Source organism: Solibacillus sp. GQ1, assembly GCF_059758555.1.
Window position 1 is genome coordinate 392,253 of the sequence record NZ_JCAXEX010000001.1, and the last position, 25,884, is coordinate 418,136.

The following is a 25,884-nucleotide window of genomic DNA, read 5'->3' on the forward strand; positions in this document are numbered from 1 at the left end:
AAATACATTTTAGAACATGTTGAAGATATATTAGAACTTCGCAATTTTATTAGCACAAATAAATTTATATTAGACAATTAGACAATATATTAGAAAATCAGAATTCTCCTATATACCTTAAATAAGAAATTAGATTATAATTCCAGGGAATTATCGAACAAAACAGAAAATTTTATATTTTAGTATTTATTTCTCCTCTATTATAGTAAACTCTATTTATGAATGACTGTTCATTTTATAGACGAAGGGGATGGATAAAATGTTACAAGGCAAGACGATTATAATTACAGGCGGCTCTAGCGGGATGGGGCTCGGAATGGCAAAGCATTTCGTGAAAGAAGGGGCAAATGTTGTGATTACCGGGCGTGACTTGGAGCGTTTAGCCAATGCAAAGAAGGAAATAGTGGAATTTGGTTCTTCTATCGAAACATTTCAAATGGATGTTCGCGAACCGGAACATGCACAGGCAATGGTTGCATTTGCTGCAGAAAAATTTGGACAAGTAGACGGCTTAGTGAACAATGCGGCAGGAAACTTTTTAGTGCATGCAGAAAAATTATCGCCGAATGGATGGAAGGCCGTTATTGATATTGTGTTGAATGGATCATTTTATTGTACTTCTGCAATTGGTCGCTATTGGATTGAAAATGGCATAAAGGGGTCGATTATCAATATGGTGGCTACATATGCTTGGGGTGCAGGAGCTGGCGTCATTCACTCGGCTGCTGCAAAAGCCGGGGTGCTCTCATTGACACGATCGCTTGCGGTCGAATGGGGCGGCCAATATGGGATTCGCGTAAATGCCATTGCACCAGGGCCAATTGAGCGTACAGGCGGGGCAGACAAACTATGGGAATCGGAAGAACAAGCGAAACGTACATTGGATTCTGTTCCATTAAAGCGTCTTGGCACGCCTGAGGAAATAGCCGATCTAGCGGTATTTATGCTATCGGATAAGGCAAGCTATTTAAACGGAGAATGCATTACTCTAGATGGTGGGCAATGGCTAAATCAGCATCCGTTTTAACTTTTTCAATTGATATCATAAAAGAATAAATTCCAAATTGTTGCTGCATACTATCGCTAACTGTTAAAAGGAGGCGATTGCAATCGGAATATGGCTTTATCCAACGATTTTCGTTGTCATCATATTATGTTTTATAGGCTATTATTTAACGGTACGTGTTGGACATAATATCGAGGGCAGCGGTCAGGAACGTGATTCGGAAGTGCCTGAAGAAATTCAGAAGCATCCTTTTCTGCTCAACCCGATTATTTTATCGTATGCAGTTTTTGGAACATTTACAGGTATCATTATCTTCTATTATTGGGCAAGGGGTTACTGAAATTAATGCATAATGGGACGAATCTTCTCGTCTTATTATGCTTTTTCTTTTGTAATCATAGGCGCCTTTCATAGTCATAAAAATGATCCATATGGTATGATAGAGATTAGAGAAACTGTTTTGTCGAAAGACAGGGCAAAGAATAACGGCAGTAAGTTTTCAGTTTGTTTTAGTATGGTGCTGCCCGTTATTAGCGGGATAAAGGAGTAGAATGTCATGATTTCAACAAATAACAGAGCTTTACTAGATATGCCTATAAAAGATTTTATTATTTCATCTGAGAAGGTTGCCCATGTACAAAGTGGAAATAACGCTGAACATGCATTATTAGTTTTAACAAAAACGGGGTATTCTTCTATTCCGGTTCTGGATGTAAAGTATCGTTTAAAAGGATTATTAAGTACCAAAATGATAACGGAGTCTATTTTAGGATTAGAGCGAATTGAATATGATAGATTAGCAGACATTCGTGTGGATGAGGTCATGAATCAGGAAGTTGTATATTTAAAAATTACCGATACATTCCAACGTGCACTCGATCTAGTAATTAACCACGCCTTTTTATGTGTAGTCGATGAAGAAGGCACATTTGTCGGTATTATGACCCGAAGAATTATTTTAAAACAATTAAAGAAATATATTTACCAGCACAACGCTTAAAATAAAAGTCGACAAAGTCCTAAAGGGATTTTGTCGTTTTTTAACCGTTTGTTCGGAAAGGAAGGGTTGTCAGTGACAGCAACAGAAGCAGAGATTATTAAAGTGTTGGCAGAAGAGAGAAATATGCGAAAAGCGGCAGAGCGCCTTTTTTTAACGCAACCAGCACTGTCACAGCGACTTCAATCAATTGAAAAAGAATGGGGCGTTCAAATATTTATTCGTTCCCAAAAAGGATTAACTCCAACGCCTGCGGGAGAACTGGTCATTCAGTATTCGAATGATTTGATTATAAAGCGGGAGGAAATTTTTGAAACGATTCACTCGTTGAATACAAAAGTGCACGGTACATTAAAAATTGCCTGTGCTTCAATTGTCGGTCAAAATTGGCTGCCAAAAGTATTAAAAGACTATGTAACGAAATATCCGGATACGAAAATTTCGTTAATTACTGGATGGAGCTCTGAAATCATAAAAGCTCTTTATGATGGGGAAGCACATATTGGCATTGTCCGTGGACAGGCAGAATGGAAAGGGAAAAAAATTCATTTGTTCCGCGATACGATGTATTTAGTAGATAAGGAAATTCAGGATATGGAAGATATATTGACATCCGATCGCCCATTTATTCAATTTAAAAGCGATTCGAATTATTACCAGGAAATTCAGCAATGGTGGCAACGTCATTTCAACTACAATCCAAAACATCAAATCATTGTGGATCAAATTGAAACGTGCAAGCAGATGGCACTAAATGGTATCGGCTATGCAATTTTGCCTTCAATTACATTGAACGGTGAAGAAAAAGTTCATAAAATTCCTTTGTCTAATAATGGAGGAGACGATGGATTAACTCGCGATACATGGCTGATCGGATATGAATCAACATTCGAACTACGCCAAGTGGAAGCTTTTGTCGACTTAGTACAAGACCATGCACGCTGCCTGTACGATTATCCAAGTGAAACCAGCTAAAAAAATAGTTTTAATATTACTGAAAATTTAGTACAATTATTCATGTTAAAAAATCTAACACGCAGCGAGGTGTCATATGGAAAAATTAAATGCACAACAAATTATTGATTTTATTTCAGAAGCAAAAAAGGTAACACCAGTAAAAGTTTATGTAAAGGGAATTGGTGTTGCGGATTTATCATTTGGTACCGAAAGCAAAGTGTTTGGTGAAGGAAATAATGCGGTAGTGTTTGGCGAATGGTTTGAAATTGAAGCATCACTAAAAAAATATGCAGATCTTATCGAAGACTATGTAGTAGAAAGCGATCGTCGTAATTCAGGTGTACCGCTTTTAGATACGAAAAAAATAAATGCACGAATTGAACCAGGTGCAATTATCCGTGATCAAGTTACAATCGGTGACAATGCAGTAATTATGATGGGTGCCATTATTAATATTGGTGCAGAAATCGGTGCAAAATCAATGATTGATATGGGCGCGGTACTAGGTGGTCGTGCAACAGTAGGAGCAAACTGCCATATTGGTGCAGGAACTGTTCTTGCAGGGGTAGTAGAACCACCGAGTGCGTTACCGGTTGTTGTAGAAGATGATGTTGTCATCGGCGCAAATGCCGTAGTATTGGAAGGTGTTCGCATCGGTAAAGGTGCAGTAGTAGCAGCTGGAGCAATCGTTATTAAAGACGTTGAGCCATTCACAGTCGTTGCAGGCGTACCAGCTCGTCAAATCAAAGTATTGGATGAAAAAACAAAGTCGAAAACAGAAATTATCGATTCACTGCGTAATTTATAAAAAGGCGGGAACGACATGAGGCATCTTATTGAAGTAAGACGAGACCTACATAAAATTCCTGAAGTAGGCTTTAATGAATTTAAAACACAGAGCTATTTACTCCAATTTATTTCAAACCTAGATCAGCAGCATTTGCAAATAACAACGTGGAAAACAGGAATTGTTGTATTTATCCAAGGAACAAACCCGTCAAAGCTGATTGGTTGGCGTACAGATATAGATGCACTTCCTGTACAAGAAGAAACGGGACTCCCGTTTGAGTCGGAGTATGCCGGATTTATGCATGCTTGCGGTCATGATTGTCATATGTCTATTGCGCTTGGACTTGTCGAGGCGTTTTCAAAACAGCCGCCTGTTCAAAATGTCGTTGTATATTTCCAGCCTGCTGAGGAAGGTCCAGGCGGGGCAGAACCGATGCTGGAATGGCTAAAAGCAGAACAGCCTCATCTTGTTGCAGATGAAATCTATGCTTTACATATCGCTCCGGAATATCCGGTAGGTACGATTGCAACGAGACCAGGGCTTCTGTTTGCCAATACTTCCGAGCTGTTTATTGATTTGAAAGGGATTGGCGGCCATGCAGCCTATCCGCATAAAACAAGGGATATGACCATTTCGGCAGCCAATTTAGTGATGCAGCTGCAAACAATTATTAGCAGGAATGTCAATCCAATGGATAGTGCAGTCATTACGATCGGGAAAATGACTTCTGGTACAGTTCAGAATGTCATTGCAGAAAATGCGCGTCTTGAAGGAACAATTCGAACATTGAATGCACAGGCAATGGCAGAAGTGAAACGTCGTATTGAAGCAATATGCAAAGGAATTGAAGCCGCATTTGAATGCGCTATCGCTATTGATTACGGCTCAATGTATTATGAAGTAAACAATGATGCAAACTGTGCCAATGCCTTGCTGGAGTTTGCCGAACAGTTTGAAGGGACAACCGCTTATGAATGTCCTGCTGCAATGACAGGTGAAGACTTCGGTTATTTCATCAAGGATTTGCCAGGTGCGATGTTCTGGACAGGAGCCGATTCAAACTACGGACTCCACCATGCTAAAATGGCACCGGACGAATCGCTCATTCCTCTAAATTGCCGCTTCGTCGAACAATTTATCCGCCAGCTTGTTTAACATATAAAAAGGGCTATCCAATTTAATTTTGGATAGCCCTTTTTGATTTTTAAGAAGCAGCTCTCATTAAATGAGGCGCTTTTTTGACTGTCCATAAATAGGCAAGCGTGAAACAGCCGACAAGCACAAAGGTACCTAAAATGTATGGCGAATTCGGGTTCCAATCGAACAGGACACCGGCAAGCGCTGGACCGAACATATTGCCAAGACTCATATAAGCATTGTTCATACCGGCAGCAAAGCCTTGTTCATTACCAGCAAGCTTAGAAATGAGTGTATTTACTGCAGGACGTATAAATGTTGTGGCAATCGAGAACAGTGTAGCGACAACTAAAATGATGAAGAAGCCACTAATGTAAATAACGAGCAGCATCATTGCGGCCGCCAACAATAAGTTGACTAAAATAACCTTCATTTCCCCGAAGCGTTTAAACAATTTGTTCACGACAAACATTTGCAGCACTACACCCGCAAACCCTCCGACTGTTAAAATTATGGCGATTTCTGATGGAGAATAACCGAATTTATGGTCTAAATAAAGTGTTAAAGTTGCTTGGAAATTGGAAATACCAAAACTGAATGTAAAGACGATGATTAAAAAGACAAAATAAGATGTCTTCACGGACTTGGCCAATTGCCTTGCTAATTTTTCCCTTGGTGCGATAACCTCACGAACATTTTTTATATTAGGTAAGTAAATGGCAGATAAAATGGCTGCAATATATGCTACAACCCCCGCTAAATAGAAAGGAAACGTCAGGTTGACTTCAGCTAGAAATCCGCCGATACCCGGACCGACCATAAAGCCTAAAGACATCGCAGCACCGATCATGCCCATCCCTTTTCCACGTTCTTCATATGTCGTAATATCAGCTACAAATGCCATTATCGGAGCCATAATAAATGCCGCACCTGTTCCGCTTAAAAATCTCGCTAAAAACAATATCCATACTTCCGAAGCGAGACCGAATAATATTTGTGCAGAACCATAGACAATTAGCCCACAAATAATAAACATTTTTCGTCCGTGACGGTCCGATAAGTCTCCTGCAATCGGAGAAAATAAGAACTGTGCGAGTGCGAAGCCTGCAACTAAGAAGCCCAGCACCTGCCCACCGACACCAAATACTTGTAAATAGGAAGGCATAACAGGAACAATAATCCCGATACCGCCCATTGTAATGAACATATTAAACATTAATAAATAAAGCGCTAACTTATTGGATTTCTCTGTCATATAATGCCAGCCTTCCTGTTTAGGTATTTCGATACTAGAAATATATATTTATACTAAATATCATACTCTAATAATTTCAAAATTGCATTTAATCATATCATATCTAAAAAAAGAAATTGTTACTAAGATCTATTTGCATGCAGCTGATAGAAGTCATGAACTATCGGGTATTTATGCTAAAAAGTATACCCCTTACACATAATACTTTTGTGTAAGGGGTACATTAAAATTCAGTATTTAATGAACATTATTTCGTTACGATATAGGATTCACCGAGAATTTCATGCAACGTGTATTCGTTTGATGAAAGTTGCTGATTAATAAAAGATTGAACAACCGATTTTTCCAGATCGTACATCACTTCAATTTCTTTAGAAAAAATTAACTTTTCCGTTTTTAGAAGTGTAGGTAAGGATGGTCGTTCTGTTGGTTGAAGTTCCTCGGTATCAATAACTTGTTTTAAACCGTCAATATAGGCCTGTAACGGCTGACCACCAACAATTTTGAAACCTTTATTTTCCTTGTTCACTATGACGATCGTTGGGAAACCTCTAACTCCGAGAGTTTTCACAAGGTCGAAATCTTCATTTAATAATTGTTGTCCGATTGGTTGCTCTGCTTCACTTACAATTGATTCGCCATCAAGTCCTAGCTGATTGACAAGTTCCACTAAAACAGATCGTTCAGAAATATTCTCGTTAAAAACAAAAAGGGCTTCTCTTGCACGACGTAAATATTCGGATGCAATATTTTCGCTATAATACTTTTGGAGTACTTTGAAAACATGAGATGGAGGATAAGATGATTGAACAGGATTATCCACCATTAAAGAACCATCAATCGGCATTCTTGAATACTGACCTACTTCCCGCCAATGTCCTGCTACGTCAGCTGGCTTATATATTCCGTTTGCAGGATCAATAGGTCCGTCATGCCATTTTTCCAGCAAGCCACCCATTACTGCATGGAAGTTGAAATGCTTTCCATACTGTTTTAAAAAACGTCCAATTACAGGTTCAATTGCCCAGCAATGCGAACAAATAGGATCTGTAACATAATAAAGGTCCACTGATTTTTCCTGTTTGTTAAAATCAATTAGTTCCAATTCATTTTCCTCAGCCACACCACAAACCCCAGTTACTAAATCACAAACCATATTATTATTTTTCAATGTCAATTCCTCCCTTAAGTGATATCTTTGTTCTATAATTGAATTGTAAAATATGTTAAATACATTGAGTACCGATAGTTCGGGCGATATGTTGTATATTCAACACATTCGAAAATCTGTATAAAAAATAGGAGGGATAATAATGAAGGAAGTAAAAGTAGATCCTAGAATACGTCGTACACGTAAACTAATAATGGATGCTTTTATAGAACTTTCAAGTCAGAAGGAATTTAAGGATATAACGGTGAAGGATATTACAGCTGAGGCGATGATTAACCGTGCAACTTTCTATTATCATTTTGAAGATATTTACGATCTTTTGGATAAATCATTATCGGAAGTATTATTAGTTAATTTAGACTGTGAGACGTACAAAAGCAGTGAACTAAATGAAGAAGTGGTATGCAGCATTTTCAAGGCTATTACAGATTTCCAAATGTCACTATCTACACGCTGCCATCGGGGGTATGAAGATACGATTGCTCGAATTATCAGGGAACAGCTTGAAATTATTTTCTATCAAATGCTCCTTAAACAGCGTGCCAATGAAGATATGCAAGCATTAAAGCTTACAGCACTCATGTTGAGCTGGGGGATATACGGAGCTTCTGTGGAGTGGAAAAGAAGCGGTGAAAAAGTTGAACCGGAAACCTATATTAAATCAGTAATACCATATATCATGTCTGGAATTAGCGGCATTTGAAAGGGGAGGTATAGATGAATTATAAATTTTGGACTGTTGTAATGATACAAAAAGAGGATCGTGTGTTATTGCTCAATCGCCAGCATGATCATTTCAAAGGCTATATTCCACCAGGTGGTAAAGTGGACTTTCCTGAAGGCTTTGCTGAAGGGGCAATCCGGGAAGTAAAAGAAGAGACAGGACTGGATGTACAGTCTTTAGTATTTAAAGGAATCTCCCATTATACAAATCCGGAACTGCACGATCATTTTATTATTTATAACTATTGGACGGATCATTTTACAGGCGAAGTTTTAGGCTCCTGCAATGAAGGGGAGCTGGAGTGGGTAAAAATAAGCGAAGCCAGGAATTACCCGATGCAGGAAGACATTCAAGTGCGCTTCGATTTATTCTTTGAGCCAGGGACATTTGAAATTCATACAATGTGGGATGAACGAAACAATCAACTCGATAAGCGAATCATACATAAGCTATAAAAAAGCGTGACCAAAAATTTTGGTCACGCTTTTGTTCTATCTCAAACTCATCTTAAATTCAAGGAAGTATTCGTTATATTTACCTAACCATTCAAGGCCAAGGTTTTCATAAACTTCCAATGTTTCACGCTGGTCATGTGACGGATAGAAACGTTCGTCGTTAATAACTTCCTCGTCCATGAGTTCCCATGCTGCTTCATTCGGTGTTGAATAGCCGACATAGTCCGCGTTTTGCGCAGCATTTTCAGGATCAAGCATAAAGTTAATAAATTTATGGGCACCTTCAATATTTTGTGAAGTTTTTGGAATGACCATATTATCAAACCATAAGTTGGAGCCTTCTTGCGGTACGGCAAACTCCAATTCTTCATTTTCCCACATCATATCTGCGGCCTGACCGGAGAATGTTAATGCTACAGATGCTTCATTATTTATCATAAGCGGTGTAATTTCATCACCGATAATTGCCTTAATATTTGGCGAAAGGTCAATTAAGTGATCTGTCGCTTCACGCAATAAATCTTCATCTTTCACATTAAGCGATTCGCCGATTGAGTTCAGTCCCATTCCGACTACTTCACGTGAACCATCAACCAGAAATACTTTTCGTTTTAATGAAGGATCCCATAAGTCTTCCCAAGTTTCGAATGTTAAATGGTCTTCGATTAAATTCGGGTTATAGACAACCCCAACTGTTCCCCAGAAATAAGGAATGGAGTATTCATTGCCCGGATCGAACGGCAGATCCATAAAGTCTGCATTAATATTTTTCAGATTGGGCACTAAACCGTGATCAATCGGAATGAGCAGGTCATCTTCCTTCATCGATTCGATTGTATATTCAGAAGGGACCGCAATATCATAGGCAGAACCGCCTTGCTGTACTTTCGTCAACATCGCTTCATTTGAATCAAATGTTTCATATGTTACCTTAATTCCAGTTTCGTCTTCAAACTTATCGATTAATTCCGGGTCGATATATTCCCCCCAGTTATAAACCGTTAAAGTATCTTTACTTCCTGCAGAACCAGCTGATTGCATACGGTCAACTGTAAAAAACAGCAGGGCACATACAATGACAATGGCAGCCGTTGCTTGAATTAATTCTCTCATCGTTGTCCCCCCGTTGCTACTGATTTTGAACGTTTGTTAATAAAGTAGTATCCGATAACGATTAATACCGTTACAGCAAATACTAATCCTGAAATAGCATTGATTGTTAATGAAATACCGGCACGGGCCATTGAGTAAATTTCAACAGATAATGTGCTGAAGCCATTTCCTGTTACGAAAAATGTAACTGCAAAGTCATCTAGTGAATACGTCAATGCCATGAAGAAACCGGCGAATATCCCTGGTGAAATATAAGGTAAAATAACACGTGTCAATACATCGCGTTTAGTAGCACCTAAGTCTCGTGCAGCATCGATTAGGGAAGTATTCATTTCAAACAATTTCGGTAAAACCATAAGAACAACGATCGGTACACTGAACGCTACATGCGATACAAGTACTGAAGCGAACCCTAGTTTTACACCGATCATCGTAAATAAAATTAAGAAGCTTGCACCGATTACAACATCAGGTGAAACAATTAATACATTATTTAACGAAAGCAATGTATTGCGCATCTTTTTGTCTTTCAATGAAACAATACCGATTGCCCCTAGCGTTCCGATAATCGTTGCGATTAAACCTGATAAAAGGGCAACGAGTACTGTGTTCAGCAAAATGATAATTAATCTTGAATCTTCAAATACAGCCGCATAGTGCTCAAGGGTGAATGACTCGAAGTTATTCATGTTGCCGCCACTGTTAAAGGAGTAGAAAATTAAATAAAATATTGGTGCGTAAAGGATCGCGAATACGAAAAGTAAATATACTTTCGACATAGCGGACAACTTTTTCATCAGACACGTCCTCCTTTAGATTTTTGTCTAGTAAACAGCATTGTAAGCACCATGAATAAAATTAAGAACACGGCAATTGTCGAACCCATACCCCAGTTTTGGGAAACGAGGAATTGCTGCTCGATCGCCGTACCTAAAGTAATGACCTGGTTGCCGGCGATTAAACGTGTAATCATGAACAGTGATAATGCCGGAATGAACGTTACTTGAATACCTGATTTTACGCCGTCGATTGTCAGCGGGAAAATGACACGGCGGAAAGTTGTCCATGCATTTGCCCCTAAGTCACGTGAAGCATAAATAAGTGAAGAATTCATTTTGTCTAATGAGTTGAAAATCGGAATAATCATAAACGGAATGAAAATATAGACCGATACAAATACGAAACTAAAGTCTGTAAATAAAATTTGCTTTGGATCAAAACCAAATACTTCGATCAGTGCATTGATCGGACCGTATAAACCGAAAATGCCGATAAATGCGTATGTTTTTAACAGCAGGTTAATCCAAGAAGGGATAATGATCAGCATAAGCCATAGCTGTTTATGCTTCGTTTTTGTCAGTAAGTAGGCAGTAGGGTAGGCAAATAATAATGTGAATAATGTAATTAAAAACGCATACCAGAAACTGCTCAATGTCATTTTCAAATAAACCGGTGTAAAGAACTTCGCATAGTTGGCCAATGTAAAGTTCCCGTTCAAATCAAGAACAGAATAATAGACGATTAACGCAATTGGTGCGATAACGAATAAAATTATCCAAAATACGTAGGGGATTAAAGGTCCTTTAGCTGCTTTATTCATGTTCTTCATCCCCATACGCTTCCAGACGTTTATCAAAATCTTCTTCCGTTTCGTTTAAACGCATTACGTGGATTGCTTCCGGATCAAAGTCCAATCCGATTTCCGCTCCAACTTCCGCTTTTTTCAATGAATGAACAAGCCATTCATTGCCGTCTTTATCATATGTCGATAATTCGTAGTGCACGCCGCGGAACAGCTGTGTATCTACTGTTACGATTAGCTTGCCATTTTCGGGTGTAGTAATTTCCAGGTCTTCCGGACGAATAACGATATCGATTTTTTCGTTCTTCTTCATCCCGGCATCGACACATTCAAACTCTTTTCCGGCAAATTTCACACGGTAATCTTCAATCATGATGCCGTCCACAATATTGGATTCACCGATAAAGTCTGCAACAAAACGGTTGATTGGCTCATCATAAATATCAACAGGTGTACCGGATTGTTTAATTTCACCTTGAGAAAGAACAAATATTTCATCACTCATCGCAAGCGCTTCTTCCTGATCATGCGTAACAAATATAAATGTTTTGCCAAGACGCTGCTGCAGTTCGCGAAGCTCATACTGCATTTCTGTACGTAATTTTAAATCAAGTGCAGATAAAGGCTCATCGAGTAAAATTACATCCGGATCATTGACAATCGCACGGGCAATCGCAACACGCTGACGCTGACCACCAGACATTTCCGAAATTTCCCGGCTGCCGTAGCCTGCCAAGTTAACGAACTTCAATGCTTCCTGTACACGTTCTTTCACTTCAGCTTCTTTTACTTTTTTGATTCTTAAGCCAAATGCTACATTTTCAAAAACATTCAAGTGGGGGAAGAGCGCGTAATCCTGAAATACTGTGTTTACTTGGCGTTCATTTGCAGGCACATCGTTAATCCGTTTTCCGTTGAAGAAAACATCACCCGTAGATGCATCGGTAAACCCGGCAATAATACGTAAAATCGTTGTTTTCCCGCATCCGGATGGTCCGAGTAATGTATAGAACTTACCTCGTTCCAATTCAAAGTTAATATTTTTTAATACTACTGTTCCGTCATCATATGATTTTGTGACATTTTCAAAGCGAATAATTGTGTTATCCATTTTGCATCCTCCTAATTTATAAATATGATTGTGTCGCGACAAGGAGCAATTTTGTTATGCCACTGTGCGCATTGAAAATTTGATGGTTGGAAGATGCTTCGTAATATACGGCATCACCTTCACTTGCTATGTATTCATCATTGCCCAAAACGACTCGAATCCGTCCGTTTTGAACATAGATGAACGTCTCTGCCAGTGACGGCTCAAATGCTTTAAATTCTGCATCTTTTTGCAATGTAATGAAAACAGGCTCCATTTCCTTTTCATTTGAAGTAGGAATAAGCCACTCGATTTCATATTTTTTATCCTGATCAATAAAGCATGTTTGATCATCTTTTGTGAAAACAATTTTTTCATTTTCTTGCGTATCATCAAAAAAGTCTCGCGGTGTACACCCGAGAACTTCCAGTAAGTTAAACAATGTTTCAATGGAAGGGGAATTTAAGTCTCGCTCCAATTGCGAAATATAACCTTTCGTTAAATCAGTACGTTCCCCAAGCTCTTCCTGGGTAAGCCCTTTTTTTATACGAAGGGCTTTAATTTTTGAACCAATTTGCATATAGTCACACCCCTTATATTTTTCGCTCAATAGTTTACTGTTTATAAACCTTGAGTAAGGAAGTTTACTTTTACATTACTTTAAGTTTACGAAAGCAATAATAATTATACCTAATAAATATGTATTTTCAAGGGTATTGTCCAAATATATTGATATACGTATTGGGGCATTTGAATGGTACCGAAAAATCCGTCATTACATATGTTACAACGAGGTGAATATAAATGAGAATTCGAACAATAATGCCATCGCTAAGTGGCGCGACGAAAATATTAAATCGGGAGAATACTTACGAAGAAAATGCTAAAGCAACATTGGTTTATTTCTGGTCAATGAGCTGTTCGGAATGTGCCCATTCCATCAAAAACTTGAAGGAATTGGAGCGGATATTTGGGGATCGGTTAGCGGTTCATGCGATTCATATGCCAAGAGAAGAGTCGGATTATTCGGAAGCCCTTGTAAAAGAGAAAATAAAGCAATTGGAATTAATATACCCTGTTTACCTTGATAATGAACTAAAAATAAGCGACAGGTTTGGAAACAAATTCGTACCTGCTTACTATATATTTGATCAACAGCAGCAATTACGCTTTTTTAAGGCGGGCTATTTTGCATTAAAATTACTGCAACAGAAAATAGAACGTATAATTTAATGACAACAGCTGTTTTGATACGTTAAACTAGTTGCAACTGGATGTTCGGAGGAGAATAGTATGAAAAAAGAATTCGTAGTAATAGGGCTGGGACGTTTTGGGGGAAGTATCGTACGTGAACTCGTTAAACAGGGAGCCAATGTAATGGCAATCGATACAGATAGTGAACGTGTCGATGAATATGCCCGTATTGCAACACAGGCTGTAGTAGCGGATACGACAGAAGAGGAAACGATCAAATCACTAGGTTTATGGAATTTCGAACATGTTATTGTAGCGATTGGAGAAGATATCCAATCGAGTATTTTAACGACGCTTATTTTGAAAGAGCTCGGCGTTCCGCAAATTACAGTAAAGGCGCAAAACGACTACCATGAAAAAGTATTGCTGAAAATCGGTGCGGATTTTGTTGTGCATCCTGAACGTGATATGGGTATCCGAATCGCTAATAACATGATGTCAAACAGTGTTCTTGATTACTTGGAGATTTCAGGTGAACATTCAATCATGGAAATTAAAGCAAATGAAAGCATCGCCGGCCAATCGTTAATCGAGCTGGATGTACGGGCAAAATACGGTTTGAACATCGTCGGCATTACACGCGGTGATGAAATCATGATTTCCCCAAATGCAACCGAACGCATTCAAGTAGGGGATGTCCTGCTCATTATCGGTGCGGATGTCGATATTAACCGATTTGTGAAGAAGGTTATTCAGAAGTAAGTTAGACCGTTGTTGACGATAATAAATTTGGATATAACTAAAAATCCATCATCTTGCGAAAGCAAAATGATGGATTTTTTATATTGAGGACTAGTCCCGTTTTATACTTCCATAATGATCGGTAAAATCATTGGACGACGTTTCGTTTTTTCATATAAATATGGGCCTAATACATCGGTAATTTCATTTTTCAAATCATTCCATTGTGTATCTTTTTCCTGAATCGTGCTGTTTAAATGATGGTTCAGCATTTTTTGTGCTTCATTGATCATCATGCCTGATTCACGCATATACACAAATCCGCGAGAAATAATATCCGGACCAGAAACAATTTTGTTTTTAGCCATATCGACACTTACGACTACGATGACTAAACCTTCTTCTGAAAGAATTCGTCGATCGCGTAATACGATATTGCCGATATCCCCAATTCCATTACCATCGATATACACATCGCCTGAAGGAATGCGTCCTGCCACATGTGCTTCATTTGCACTTAATGCAAGAACATCACCATTTTCCATAACGAATGAGTTTTCCAATGGAACTTCACAAGCTTCAGCTAATTCAGTATGAATTTTCAACATGCGATATTCACCATGAATCGGCATAAAGAATTTCGGTTTCATTAAACGAAGCATAAGCTTTTGTTCTTGTTGAGAACCGTGACCTGAAGTATGGATATTATTTAATGCGCCATGGATAACTTCAGCACCAGCGCGGAATAATAAGTTGATGATTTTGTTTACGCTCATCGTGTTACCAGGAACCGGAGAAGATGAGAATACAACTGTATCACCAGGCTGGATTTGAATCTGACGGTGTGTACCGTTAGCAATACGTGATAATGCAGCCATTGGTTCACCTTGAGAACCGGTACATAAAATCATCACTTCATTTGCAGGTAAACGGTTTAAGCTTTGTATATCAACAAATGTTTCTTTAGGTGCTGTAATATAGCCTAATTCACGGCCGATTGTAATCGCATTATCCATTGAACGACCGAACACAGCAACTTTACGACCATATTTCACAGCTGCGTCAGTTGCCTGTTGTAAACGGTGGATATTCGAAGCGAATGTTGCAAAAATAATACGTCCGTCAACTTTACGGAAAATTTCGTCAATGCTTTTCCCGACTGTACGTTCAGACATTGTAAAATCAGGCTTTTCGGCATTTGTACTATCCGATAGTAAACAAAGGACGCCATCACGGCCGATTTCTGCCATTTTCGTCAAGTTAGCAGGCTCGCCTACTGGAGTAAAGTCAAACTTAAAGTCACCAGTATGCACAATATTACCCGGTGGTGTCTTGATGACAATACCATATGCATCTGGAATACTATGTGTTGTACGGAAGAAGCTAACAGCTGTTTTACGGAATTTAATGACATCATTCTCTTTAAATTCAATCAGTTTTGTTGTACGTAATAAGCCATGCTCTTCTAATTTGTTGCGAAGTAGACCTAGTGCAAGTTTTCCGCCGTATACAGGAATATTAACTTGACGTAATAAATAAGGAATACCACCGATATGATCTTCGTGACCATGTGTTATAAATAAGCCTTTGATTTTGTCTACGTTTCGAACTAAATACGTATAGTCTGGAATTACATAGTCAATGCCAAGCAAATCGTCTTCAGGGAATTTAATACCTGCATCTATTAGTATGATTTCATCTTGGAATTGTACTGCATATGTGTTTTTGCCGATTTCGCCCAGTCCGCCGAGTGCGAATACAGCCGCTTGATCATTCTTAACGAATTTCATAACAATTAAGCGTTCTCCAGACGGAAATTCGGGCTATTTTGTTCATATTCTAAATAGTTGCCTTCTAGAAGTTGAACAAGTTCGATATTGTAGTTACGGTCTTTTAAATAGTGACGTACTTCACGTTCAGATGACGCCTCTAAATAAAGTGTTTTTGTGTTTTCGCGAACTGGAATCTCAGAAATGTTTTCTTGATAATAGACTTTGTAAATCATAGTTACTCTCCTTTAAGTACGAACATTATTACTGCACTTCTAACTTGTAGAAAAATGCATTTCCTTTATATTATCACGGGACTCCTTTAAAATAAAGAAAAGCCCTTCAAATTTCGTGAACAGTAAAGTGGCCACGAATAAAAAAAATGGCACGTCCTGTAATCGGGCGTACCACTCTAAATGAAGTGTTAGGCAATTAATTTTTTTCCGAGGATGCCATTTAATCGTTTTCGCCATTTCTTTTTGAGACGTTTTAACATAGGTCATCACTCCTCAAACTCATTATACTAAATATTCAGATTTTTGTAAAGGGCCTACAAAAATAAAGGAGCGTTATAAATTGAAGAAAATATTATTTTTTGATGTAGACGGTACTCTATACAATTCAGATAAAAACTTACCTGCTTCAGCGAAGGAAGCGATATTCAAGGCGCGCGAAAACGGTCATGAAATTGCGATTGCAACAGGACGTGCTCCATTTATGATAAAAGATATACTGGAAGAGCTTAAAATCGATACATATGTGACATTTAACGGGCAATATGTCGTTTATCAAGGTGAAGTCGTTTATACAGATCAAATCGCCAACGAAACTTTAACAGAAATTCTGGAATTTGGCGCACAGCGAAACCATCCGTTAGTTTTCCTGAATGAAAAGGAAATGATCGCTAGCGAAAGCGACTATGAAAGTGTGGAAAGCAGTTTAGCAACACTTCAATATCCGTATCCGCAAATTGATCCTCAATACTATTTGCATACACCGGTTTATCAAACACTTGTATTTATAGAAGAAAAAGATCAGCCTATTTATGAGCATCAATTCCCGCAAGTGCAATTTATCCGCTGGCATCCTTTCTCTTGTGATGTGCTGCCAGATGGTGGTTCAAAGGCAAATGGCATTCGAAAATTGCTGGAACATATTAATTTTCCGGTAGAGGATGTTATTACATTTGGCGATGGATTAAACGATATTGAAATGCTTTCGGAATTTGGCTATAGTGTTGCGATGGAAAATGGTCATGAACGGGCAAAGGAAGTGGCTTCAATGATTACGGGGCATGTGGACAATGACGGCTTGGCTGACGCGATGAAGAAGTTGAAGTTGATATAGTTAGGTTAGGAAAAGCGTTGTGAAAATATATTTTTCACAGCGTTTTTTGTTTGTCAAATGGGAATTTGCTTTATTTGAACAATGTTAATGTTTATTAGAAAATTGGATGTCGATATTAGAAGGAATGGCAAGGGTTTTAGAACATCGCACGGCCATTTTAGAATGGACAGTTATATTAGAAAATCTCATTTTTATTAGAACATTTAAAAGGATATTAGAACATTTACGATTTTATTAGAACATTCAAAAGCTAAAATGACTTTCTTCTATAGTAACTGATCAAAAAAAGAACCCAATTTCGCTAATAACGAAAATGGGTTCCGCAGAAGTTAGTCTCTTCCAAATGGAATGCTGTTTTCTAATTGGACAAACGGGTCTTTTTCATCGATTCGATCGTAAAACATGACTCCGTTTAAATGATCAAGTTCGTGCTGGAACGCGATTGCAGGAAGTCCTGATAAACGCATTTTCTTTTCTTCTCCGTCTACTGTCATAAACTTCACAGTGATACGTGCATAGCGATAAACATAGCCAGGCACGGCACGGTCTACAGATAAGCAGCCTTCGCCACTTGTTATATAAGTCTGTTCAACAGAATGGCTTACAATTTTAGGGTTAACTGCGACAAAACTGATCTGTTCGCCTTTTTCATCTTCCAAATGCAGTGCAAACATACGTTTTAAACTGTTTACCTGGTTTGCAGCTAAGCCGATGCCACCGCGTAAATTATATTTTTCAGCAATTTCAGGATTTTGGCTATTAATTAAATATTGCAGCATATCATCTGCGAGTTGTCGATCTTCTGCAGATAACGGAAAAGTAACTTCCTCCGCGCGGGTACGTAAAGTAGGGTGTCCTTCACGGATAATATGTTCCATTAAAATCATGTGAAACTTCCTTTCAGTTCAAACTTATATGTGTAAGTATACACGACTCTCCGGAATCGAAGTAAGAAAAAACCTTTTCCAAAAGAAATTTATCATAATTTCAGATTTAACAATTCATTATAAGGGAATGAATAAATCGTGCGGTGTTATAAATTAAATAATAAAATTTATTGGATGTTTTTTCTATTATAGTACAGAGGTGATTCCGGTGTAATACAGGTAATGTAACTGTATCAGTTTCGTTAGATGTGAGGAAAAATCTTTAATTAAGATGATAAACAATGATTGACCGATAGAATTTTATTCTTTATACTCGGGTTATAGAAACGTTGTACTAGTAAAAAATGAATTTTTTTTAATACAGTTCAAAGGGGATGTAAACAATGGCAGAAAAAATGAAGAATCAATTGGACCCAGCTGGAACGTTACAGGAAATTGAAAGTAAGTTTGAGATGTTCCAAATTCTAAACGAGCAGGGTGAAATAGTAAATGAAGCGGCAATGCCGGATTTAACGGACGAGCAATTAGTTGAATTGATGGAACGTATGGTTTACGTACGTATTTTAGATCAACGTTCGATATCGTTAAACCGTCAAGGACGTCTTGGTTTCTATGCACCGACTGCGGGTCAGGAAGCTTCACAACTTGCATCACATTATGCTTTGGAAAAAGAAGACTGGATTTTGCCGGGCTATCGTGATGTTCCACAAATCGTTATGCACGGTTTACCGTTATGGAAGGCATTTTTATTCAGCCGCGGTCACTTCATTGGTAACCAAGTACCGGAAGGCGTTAATGTATTGGCACCACAAATTATTATCGGTGCACAATATATCCAAACTGCTGGTGTAGCACTTGGTTTACAAAAACGTGGTTCAAAAACAGTTGCGATTACTTATACAGGTGATGGTGGTTCATCACAAGGTGATTTCTACGAAGGAATTAACTTTGCAGGTGCATTCAAATCACCGGCGATCTTCATCGTACAAAACAACCAATATGCAATTTCAACACCGCGTGAATTACAGACATCTGCTAAAACAATTGCACAAAAAGGTGTAGCGGCAGGTATTCCATGTGTATTAGTAGACGGAATGGACCCATTAGCAGTATATGCAGCGACAAAGGATGCGCGTGACCGTGCAGTTCGTGGTGAAGGACCAACATTAATCGAAACAATGTGTTACCGTTATGGGCCACATACGATGGCGGGGGATGACCCGACACGTTACCGTACAACGGATATCGACAACGAATGGGCTGCGAAAGATCCATTAGTACGCTTCCGCACATTCCTTGAAGGTAAAGGTTTATGGGATGAACAAAAAGAAGAAGCAGTAATTGAGCGTGCTAAAGAAGAGATTAAAGATGCTATTAAACAAGCAGACCAAGCACCAAAACAAAAAGTTACTGAATTAATGGAAAATATGTACGCTGGAGAAATGCCGGCGAACTTAAAAGAACAGTATGCGATTTATAAAGAGAAGGAGTCGAAATAAGCCATGGCACAAATGACAATGATTCAAGCAATTACAGATGCATTACGTTGCGAATTAAAAAATGACGAGAACGTTTTAGTATTCGGTGAAGACGTTGGTGTAAACGGCGGGGTATTCCGTGCAACTGAAGGTCTTCAAAAAGAATTCGGCGTTGATCGTGTATTTGATACGCCACTTGCAGAATCAGGAATCGGTGGTTTAGCAATTGGTTTAGCGTTAACTGGATATCGTCCAGTACCTGAAATTCAATTTTTCGGCTTCGTATTCGAAGTAATGGATTCTATCAGCGGGCAATTGGCTCGTATGAGATACCGTTCAGGTGGTACGTATAATGCACCAGTAACAATCCGCTCTCCATTTGGCGGTGGTGTTCATACGCCTGAAATGCACTCGGATTCTTTAGAAGGGTTGATGGCTCAATCACCAGGATTAAAAGTTGTTATTCCCTCAACACCATATGATGCAAAAGGTTTAATGATTGCTTCGATTCGTGATGATAATCCGGTTATTTTCTTAGAGCATTTAAAACTATACCGTTCATTCCGTGAAGAAGTTCCGGAAGAGTCATATACAATTGAATTGGGTAAAGCAGATGTAAAGCGTGAAGGAAAAGACCTTTCTATCATAGCTTACGGCTTAATGGTTCACGAAAGTCTAAAAGCGGCAGAAGAATTGGAAAAAGAAGGATACTCAGTAGAAGTAATCGATTTACGTACAATTCAGCCGTTAGATATCGAAACAATTATTGCGTCTGTTGAAAAAACAGGCCGCGCAATTGTTGTTCAGGAAGCGCAAAAGCAAGCAGGTATTGCGGCAAATGTAGTCGCAGAAATTACAGAACGTGCGATTCTATCATTGGAAGCGCCAGTATTACGTGTTGCTGCACCAGATACAATCTATTCATTCCCGCAAGCGGAAGGTGTATGGTTACCTACGTATAAAGATGTAATGGAAACTGCAAAGAAAGTCTTAACATTCTAAGAATTGAGGGTGAGATAAATGGCATTTACGTTTCGTTTACCAGATATCGGAGAAGGTATTCATGAAGGTGAAATCGTCAAGTGGTTCGTTAAACCTGGCGATCAAGTAAAAGAAGACGATATTTTAGCAGAAGTTCAAAATGATAAAGCAGTCGTTGAAATTCCGTCACCAGTTGATGGTACAGTAGAAGAAATCTATGTAGAAGAAGGAACGGTTGCGATTGTCGGGGATGCCTTAATCCGCTTTGATGCACCAGGCTATGAAGATTTAAAACTAAAAGGTGATGACCACCACGAATCGAATGAATCAAACAAAACAGAAGCACAAGTACAGTCTACTGCTGAGGCTGGCCAAAATGTGAAAAAAGAAGAAACTAAATCACATAAAAGTGCAGACGTTGCTCAGCCGGAAGCTCCTGCTGAAACAGAAAAAGCTGCATCGCCATCTGAAACAGAAACTTCAGGCAAACGCATTATCGCAATGCCTTCTGTTCGTAAGTATGCTCGTGAAAAAGGTGTCGAGATTCAGCAAGTTTCAGGCACAGGCAAAAACGGCCGTGTGTTAAAAGAAGATATTGAGAGCTTCCTAAACGGAGGTCAACAGTCGGCTTCTGAAACAGAAGAAGTAAAAGAGACACAACAGCCACAAGCAGAAACAAAACAAGCTGCTCCTGTCGCACTTGAAGGCGAGTTCCCTGAAACACGCGAAAAAATGAGCGGTATCCGCAAAGCGATCGCCAAAGCGATGGTTCATTCTAAACATACGGCTCCGCACGTAACGTTAATGGATGAAGTGGACGTAACAGAACTTGTTGCACACCGCAAACAATTCAAAGATATTGCAGCAGAACAAGGTGTTAAATTAACGTATTTACCGTACGTTGTGAAGGCTTTAATCTCGACTTTACGTAAATATCCTGATTTCAACCGTTCGCTGGATGATGCGACACAAGAAATTATTCAAAAACATTATTATAATATTGGTATTGCGGCTGATACAGAAAAAGGTTTATTAGTTCCAGTAATTAAGCATGCTGATCGTAAGTCTGTATTTAGCTTATCACAGGAAATTAATGAATTGGCTGTAAAAGCACGTGATGGTAAGTTAGCAACGCATGAAATGAAAGGTGCGTCAATGTCGATTACAAATATCGGTTCAGCTGGTGGACAATGGTTCACACCAGTAATTAACCATCCTGAAGTGGCAATCTTAGGAATTGGCCGTATTTCAGAAAAACCAGTAATAAAAAATGGTGAAATTGTAGCAGCACATGTGTTAGCATTATCATTGAGCTTTGATCATCGAATGATCGATGGAGCGACTGCACAAAACGCTTTAAATCATTTAAAACGTTTATTAAGTGAGCCGCAACTATTATTAATGGAGGCGTAAAAAAATGGTAGTAGGAGATTTTCCAATCGAACTAGATACTCTTGTAGTAGGTTCTGGCCCTGGTGGTTATGTAGCAGCAATTCGTGCAGCACAAACAGGTCAAAAAGTAACAATCGTTGAACGTGGAGCATTAGGCGGGGTATGTTTAAATGTAGGTTGTATCCCTTCAAAAGCTTTAATTTCTGTAGGTCACCGCTTTGAAAATGCCCAACATTCAGATGATATGGGTGTTACAGCATCTGAAGTGAAATTAGACTGGTCTAAAGCACAAGCATTTAAAGACGGCGTTGTTAAAAAATTAGTAGGCGGCGTTGAAGGCTTATTAAAAGGAAACAAAGTAGACATCGTAAAAGGTGAAGCATACTTCGTGGATGCAAACACTGTACGTGTTATCGACGGCGACAATGCTCAAACTTATACATTTAAAAATGCTATTTTAGCAACAGGATCTCGTCCAATCGAAATCCCAACATTTAAGTTTACAAAACGTGTAGTAAGCTCAACTGGTGCATTGTCTTTCCCTGAAGTACCAGGTAAATTAGTAGTTATCGGTGGCGGTTACATTGGTACAGAGCTTGGTTCAGCTTATGCTAACTTAGGTTCTCAAGTAACAATTATCGAAGGTGGTAAAGATATTTTAGCTGGTTTCGAAAAACAAATGACGCAAATCGTTAAAAAAGGTCTTAAGAAAAAGGGCGTTGAAGTTGTAGTAAACGCATCTGCTAAAGGCGTAGAAGAAAACGAAAATGGCGTAGTTGTTACTTATGAAGCGGGTGGCGAAGAAAAAACTGTTGAAGCAGATTACGTATTAGTAACTGTTGGTCGTCGTCCGAATACGGATGAAATGGGCTTAGAAGAAGTAGGTATTAAATTCGCAGAACGCGGATTATTGGAAGTAGACAAACAAAGTCGTACTTCAGTATCGAACATCTATGCAATCGGTGATATCGTTGCAGGTCCACAACTTGCTCACAAAGCTTCTTATGAAGGTAAAGTTGCTGCAGAAGCAATCGCTGGTGAACCATCAGAAGTTGATTACTTAGCAATTCCAGCAGTATGCTTCACAGATCCAGAAATGGCAACTGTAGGCTACTCTGAAGAGCAAGCAAAAGCGGAAGGTTTAGAAGTGAAAGCTGCTAAATTCCCATTCGCTGCAAACGGTCGTGCTTTAGCATTAAACGAAACGGAAGGTTTCGTGAAACTAGTAGCGCGTAAAGAAGACGGCTTATTAGTTGGTGCTCAAATCGTTGGTGTTGGTGCTTCTGATATGATCGCAGAAATGGCAACTGCTATTGAAGGCGGTATGACTGCAGAAGATATCGCATTAACTATCCACGCACACCCAACTTTAGGTGAAATTACAATGGAAGCTGCTGAAGTTTTACTAGGCAATCCAATCCATATTGTAACTAAATAATTAAATTAAAATTTACACTGTCCATTTAAAATGGGCAGTGTTTTTTTGTGGTTATGAATAACTAAGGGACAACTCATGAAAAAGAAAAATTGCATTATAATGGAAGAGAAAAGTTTCCCCTCCATTATAAGGGATGTTTTTAAATTGTAAAAAATGGTTATATATAACTAAAAGATTCATTTGAAAAATAAAAAAGTAGAGCAAACAAACTAAATGAAATTCGGCACAATTGTGAAATAAGCTCTAATTATTGGGGATGGACTGCTTGTAGGATTTCATTGATTAAGGGAGTTGTCACGATATGAATTATTCAAGTGAAAAAAAGAAACTGCAAAGTGAATGGATATCATCGACAGTTGTATTATTACTGGAGTTAAAAGAAGAAAAGCATGAGTGCCAGACAGATCGTTTTGCAACAATTGCACTAGATATATTAGTAAGGAAACTGCTTGAAGTGCAAAATGAAGATTTTACAATAGACTCTTATGAGTTGTTACGGCACGCTATATTCGATGCTATCAATATTAGGTCTACTGATATAGCGCAAGCTTATGACGGGCTGATTACAGCGGCAGGGAAACTTCAATCAAGCCATTTAATAATGGAATCACATTATCCATATAAATATATTAACAGGGAAAATTCGATCCAAAATGCCGAATCCGTTTTACGGGGGACATTGCAGGCTATTCTATTCAATATAAACCAATTTCCATTCAATGAAATGACAGATCAATCTGTCGATCAAATAAATCAGACAATGCAATTTGCAAAAGAGGCTATTGATGAAAATGCAACGGCACATGAACTGATTTTTGCTTTAAGAAGTGTTTTAGGATCACTAATGGATGTACAGCTAAAACAAAAAGCTAAAATGAAAAATTAATGATAACGACCTTTCAATTATTAGGAGTAGTTTGATGATTAAGTACATTTTAAATGAATATAACTGACTGAGGCTATCTTGTATACATTTAAACAAGGTAGCTTTTCATGTTTTCTTAAATACAAAGTAATGAACCAAATTATAGTAGGAAAATAAAATAGACAGAAATTTCTAATGGACGTACAATAAAGTAAAACTTCTATCAGTGGGGCATCCCTATGATTAGAAGGAACACAAGTTAAAACCGTCACTTCCTGTGACAACGCTTGTGTGACCCACATCGTGTTGGCAAGAACCAATCGGGCTTTTACGGGTAGTTGATCTCTCACCTATCCTTTTCGACCTATTTCCGTTTAGAGGCTGGAGAGTTACTACCTGATAATGCAGATGTGGGTAAAACTGTGTAAAGGGGTTTAGCTGGTGGAGATTATTCGTACTATTGCTCAAATTGGTATTATCATTTTGTTTTATCTCATTGGAGAATTTATCGTTTCGGTTACCGGTATTATTATACCTGGAAGTATTATCGGGTTAGTTATATTATGGCTTGCTCTTTACTTTAAAATTTTAAATGTGAAATACATACAAAACGGTGCCAGTTTTATGCTAACATTTTTAACATTGTTTTTTATTCCTTCAACAGTGGCAGTCATTAATTATCCGGAACTGCTCACGCTATCAGGAGGGCTTTTTGTTTTAGCTGTTATTATCAGTACAATTTTTGCGCTTGTCGTTACGGGGAAAATAAGTAAATTGATAGAAAGAAAGGAACGCAAAATGAGGGAGGAAGAGAGTATTGCTGCATCTACTGCTAATTCTATTCATCATAAGTAGCACTGTTCTTCTTTTTATATTACTGAACAGGCTGTACTTGAAGGTTGGCCACCCATTATTATTGCCTATTTTAACGGCGACTTGTATTACAGTCATTATTTTACTAGTTTTTAATATTCCCTATGAAACATACATGGAAGGAGGTCAATGGATATCCAAAATGCTCGGTCCTGCAGTCGTAGCGTTGGCATTTCCTTTATACAACCAGCGGGAACTTATATTTAAATACAAATACTCGATTATTACGAGCATCATTGTCGCAATGCTCGCGGGTCTAATTAGCGTTGTAGCATTACTTTTACTTTTCGGGTCAAGCAAAGATTTTATCCTCACTTCATTACCGAAATCATTAACAACACCTATTGCAATGCAAGTAAGTGATATTGTTGGCGGGATACCGCCGCTGACTGCTGTAATGGTAATGGTGGCAGGGTTTACTGGTGCCATATTAGGTCCGGTACTTTTTAAATTATTTAAAATTGATACGGCGATCAGTCGAGGAGTCGCTATGGGAAGTGCCTCGCATGGTGTCGGATTGACAAAATTAAAGGAGTATAGTGAAGAAGATTTATCGATTGGCTCACTATCTATGGGGCTTAGTGCGGTTGTAGGGGCCTTTATTATTCCGCTTATATCGATTTATTTATTTTAAAAAAGACA

27 protein-coding genes are annotated in these 25,884 nt (G+C 38.5%); 17 read left to right on the forward strand and 10 right to left on the reverse strand.

Annotated elements, in window-relative coordinates:
- The first annotated feature begins 259 nt into the window (after positions 1 to 259).
- The 5 genes from fadH to AC6CH1_RS01770 all read left to right on the forward strand — a co-directional run bounded on the left by fadH (position 260) and on the right by AC6CH1_RS01770 (position 4,905).
- A complete protein-coding gene (fadH, locus tag AC6CH1_RS01750) occupies positions 260 to 1,027 on the forward strand; it encodes a 2,4-dienoyl-CoA reductase (RefSeq protein ID WP_251689616.1) in 768 nt (255 codons plus the stop codon).
- Positions 1,028 to 1,562: 535 nt separating this feature from the next.
- Positions 1,563 to 2,006 carry a cyclic-di-AMP-binding protein CbpB gene (cbpB, locus tag AC6CH1_RS01755; protein WP_008403498.1) on the forward strand — a complete coding sequence of 148 codons (444 nt, stop codon included), beginning with the start codon at positions 1,563 to 1,565 and terminating at the stop codon, positions 2,004 to 2,006.
- Positions 2,007 to 2,078: 72 nt separating this feature from the next.
- Positions 2,079 to 2,978, forward strand: coding sequence for a transcriptional regulator CcpC (gene ccpC, locus AC6CH1_RS01760; RefSeq protein ID WP_353056559.1), 900 nt, complete (start codon positions 2,079 to 2,081; stop codon positions 2,976 to 2,978).
- A 76-nt stretch (positions 2,979 to 3,054) separates the two neighbouring features.
- Positions 3,055 to 3,768 (forward strand): 2,3,4,5-tetrahydropyridine-2,6-dicarboxylate N-acetyltransferase, encoded by a 714-nt coding sequence (gene dapD / locus AC6CH1_RS01765; protein WP_498316188.1) that lies wholly within the window; start codon positions 3,055 to 3,057, stop codon positions 3,766 to 3,768.
- Positions 3,769 to 3,783: 15 nt separating this feature from the next.
- Complete coding sequence (locus tag AC6CH1_RS01770; protein WP_498316189.1) at positions 3,784 to 4,905, forward strand: N-acetyldiaminopimelate deacetylase; 1,122 nt, start codon at positions 3,784 to 3,786, stop codon at positions 4,903 to 4,905.
- Positions 4,906 to 4,954: 49 nt separating this feature from the next.
- Here AC6CH1_RS01770 and AC6CH1_RS01775 read toward each other — a convergent pair whose 3' ends face one another.
- Positions 4,955 to 6,142: an MFS transporter gene (locus tag AC6CH1_RS01775; RefSeq protein ID WP_498316190.1), complete on the reverse strand. Its 1,188-nt coding sequence runs from the start codon at positions 6,140 to 6,142 to the stop codon at positions 4,955 to 4,957.
- A gap of 247 nt (positions 6,143 to 6,389) precedes the next feature.
- Positions 6,390 to 7,313 carry a DsbA family protein gene (locus tag AC6CH1_RS01780; protein WP_498316191.1) on the reverse strand — a complete coding sequence of 308 codons (924 nt, stop codon included), beginning with the start codon at positions 7,311 to 7,313 and terminating at the stop codon, positions 6,390 to 6,392.
- A 142-nt stretch (positions 7,314 to 7,455) separates the two neighbouring features.
- Between AC6CH1_RS01780 and AC6CH1_RS01785 the strand changes: the two genes are divergently transcribed.
- Positions 7,456 to 8,016: a TetR/AcrR family transcriptional regulator gene (locus AC6CH1_RS01785; protein WP_498316192.1), complete on the forward strand. Its 561-nt coding sequence runs from the start codon at positions 7,456 to 7,458 to the stop codon at positions 8,014 to 8,016.
- Between the two features lie 14 nt (positions 8,017 to 8,030).
- Positions 8,031 to 8,492 carry an 8-oxo-dGTP diphosphatase gene (locus AC6CH1_RS01790; RefSeq protein WP_498316193.1) on the forward strand — a complete coding sequence of 154 codons (462 nt, stop codon included), beginning with the start codon at positions 8,031 to 8,033 and terminating at the stop codon, positions 8,490 to 8,492.
- Between the two features lie 36 nt (positions 8,493 to 8,528).
- Here the strand turns inward: AC6CH1_RS01790 and AC6CH1_RS01795 are convergent, their stop codons facing one another.
- The 5 genes from AC6CH1_RS01795 to AC6CH1_RS01815 are packed head-to-tail and all read right to left on the reverse strand — an operon-like array spanning position 8,529 to position 12,857.
- Positions 8,529 to 9,605 carry an ABC transporter substrate-binding protein gene (locus AC6CH1_RS01795; protein ID WP_498316194.1) on the reverse strand — a complete coding sequence of 359 codons (1,077 nt, stop codon included), beginning with the start codon at positions 9,603 to 9,605 and terminating at the stop codon, positions 8,529 to 8,531.
- Entirely contained in the window at positions 9,602 to 10,402 is an 801-nt protein-coding gene (locus AC6CH1_RS01800) for an ABC transporter permease (RefSeq protein ID WP_251689601.1), read from the reverse strand. Before AC6CH1_RS01800 ends, AC6CH1_RS01795 begins: the two co-directional genes overlap by 4 nt.
- The gene (locus tag AC6CH1_RS01805) at positions 10,402 to 11,205 is read right to left on the reverse strand and encodes an ABC transporter permease (RefSeq protein WP_498316195.1); all 804 of its coding nucleotides are present in this window, start codon (positions 11,203 to 11,205) and stop codon (positions 10,402 to 10,404) included. The genes AC6CH1_RS01800 and AC6CH1_RS01805 overlap by 1 nt, the downstream gene beginning before the upstream one ends.
- Positions 11,198 to 12,298: an ABC transporter ATP-binding protein gene (locus AC6CH1_RS01810; protein WP_427711109.1), complete on the reverse strand. Its 1,101-nt coding sequence runs from the start codon at positions 12,296 to 12,298 to the stop codon at positions 11,198 to 11,200. Before AC6CH1_RS01810 ends, AC6CH1_RS01805 begins: the two co-directional genes overlap by 8 nt.
- A gap of 16 nt (positions 12,299 to 12,314) precedes the next feature.
- Complete coding sequence (locus AC6CH1_RS01815; RefSeq protein WP_427711107.1) at positions 12,315 to 12,857, reverse strand: helix-turn-helix domain-containing protein; 543 nt, start codon at positions 12,855 to 12,857, stop codon at positions 12,315 to 12,317.
- Between the two features lie 224 nt (positions 12,858 to 13,081).
- On the opposite strand from AC6CH1_RS01815, the gene AC6CH1_RS01820 reads away from it, so the two are divergent.
- Positions 13,082 to 13,510 carry a redoxin domain-containing protein gene (locus AC6CH1_RS01820; RefSeq protein WP_251689594.1) on the forward strand — a complete coding sequence of 143 codons (429 nt, stop codon included), beginning with the start codon at positions 13,082 to 13,084 and terminating at the stop codon, positions 13,508 to 13,510.
- A gap of 60 nt (positions 13,511 to 13,570) precedes the next feature.
- Positions 13,571 to 14,233 (forward strand): potassium channel family protein, encoded by a 663-nt coding sequence (locus tag AC6CH1_RS01825; protein ID WP_251689592.1) that lies wholly within the window; start codon positions 13,571 to 13,573, stop codon positions 14,231 to 14,233.
- A 101-nt stretch (positions 14,234 to 14,334) separates the two neighbouring features.
- Here AC6CH1_RS01825 and rnjA read toward each other — a convergent pair whose 3' ends face one another.
- Both rnjA and AC6CH1_RS01835 read right to left on the reverse strand, forming a co-directional pair.
- A complete protein-coding gene (gene rnjA / locus AC6CH1_RS01830) occupies positions 14,335 to 16,002 on the reverse strand; it encodes a ribonuclease J1 (RefSeq protein WP_008403476.1) in 1,668 nt (555 codons plus the stop codon).
- 5 nt (positions 16,003 to 16,007) lie between these two features.
- A complete protein-coding gene (locus AC6CH1_RS01835) occupies positions 16,008 to 16,217 on the reverse strand; it encodes a DNA-dependent RNA polymerase subunit epsilon (RefSeq protein ID WP_008403475.1) in 210 nt (69 codons plus the stop codon).
- Positions 16,218 to 16,557: 340 nt separating this feature from the next.
- Between AC6CH1_RS01835 and AC6CH1_RS01840 the strand changes: the two genes are divergently transcribed.
- Positions 16,558 to 17,328, forward strand: a complete 771-nt coding sequence (locus tag AC6CH1_RS01840; RefSeq protein ID WP_251689590.1) for a Cof-type HAD-IIB family hydrolase — start codon at positions 16,558 to 16,560, stop codon at positions 17,326 to 17,328.
- Positions 17,329 to 17,657: 329 nt separating this feature from the next.
- Here the strand turns inward: AC6CH1_RS01840 and def are convergent, their stop codons facing one another.
- Complete coding sequence (gene def, locus AC6CH1_RS01845; protein ID WP_498316196.1) at positions 17,658 to 18,215, reverse strand: peptide deformylase; 558 nt, start codon at positions 18,213 to 18,215, stop codon at positions 17,658 to 17,660.
- 383 nt (positions 18,216 to 18,598) lie between these two features.
- Here def and pdhA point away from each other — a divergent pair, with 383 nt between their 5' ends.
- From pdhA to AC6CH1_RS01880, 7 genes are all read left to right on the forward strand, one after another.
- Positions 18,599 to 19,714, forward strand: a complete 1,116-nt coding sequence (gene pdhA, locus AC6CH1_RS01850; protein WP_079524913.1) for a pyruvate dehydrogenase (acetyl-transferring) E1 component subunit alpha — start codon at positions 18,599 to 18,601, stop codon at positions 19,712 to 19,714.
- 3 nt (positions 19,715 to 19,717) lie between these two features.
- A complete protein-coding gene (locus AC6CH1_RS01855; protein ID WP_251689586.1) occupies positions 19,718 to 20,695 on the forward strand; it encodes an alpha-ketoacid dehydrogenase subunit beta in 978 nt (325 codons plus the stop codon).
- A gap of 18 nt (positions 20,696 to 20,713) precedes the next feature.
- Positions 20,714 to 22,087: a dihydrolipoamide acetyltransferase family protein gene (locus tag AC6CH1_RS01860; RefSeq protein WP_498316197.1), complete on the forward strand. Its 1,374-nt coding sequence runs from the start codon at positions 20,714 to 20,716 to the stop codon at positions 22,085 to 22,087.
- 4 nt (positions 22,088 to 22,091) lie between these two features.
- Positions 22,092 to 23,504 carry a dihydrolipoyl dehydrogenase gene (gene lpdA, locus AC6CH1_RS01865; RefSeq protein ID WP_251689582.1) on the forward strand — a complete coding sequence of 471 codons (1,413 nt, stop codon included), beginning with the start codon at positions 22,092 to 22,094 and terminating at the stop codon, positions 23,502 to 23,504.
- Between the two features lie 301 nt (positions 23,505 to 23,805).
- On the forward strand, positions 23,806 to 24,390 hold the full coding sequence (locus AC6CH1_RS01870; RefSeq protein ID WP_498316198.1) for a hypothetical protein: 585 nt from the start codon (positions 23,806 to 23,808) through the stop codon (positions 24,388 to 24,390).
- Positions 24,391 to 24,810: 420 nt separating this feature from the next.
- Complete coding sequence (locus AC6CH1_RS01875; protein ID WP_498316199.1) at positions 24,811 to 25,224, forward strand: CidA/LrgA family protein; 414 nt, start codon at positions 24,811 to 24,813, stop codon at positions 25,222 to 25,224.
- Positions 25,187 to 25,876 carry an LrgB family protein gene (locus AC6CH1_RS01880; RefSeq protein WP_498316200.1) on the forward strand — a complete coding sequence of 230 codons (690 nt, stop codon included), beginning with the start codon at positions 25,187 to 25,189 and terminating at the stop codon, positions 25,874 to 25,876. Before AC6CH1_RS01875 ends, AC6CH1_RS01880 begins: the two co-directional genes overlap by 38 nt.
- Positions 25,877 to 25,884 lie beyond the last annotated feature (8 nt).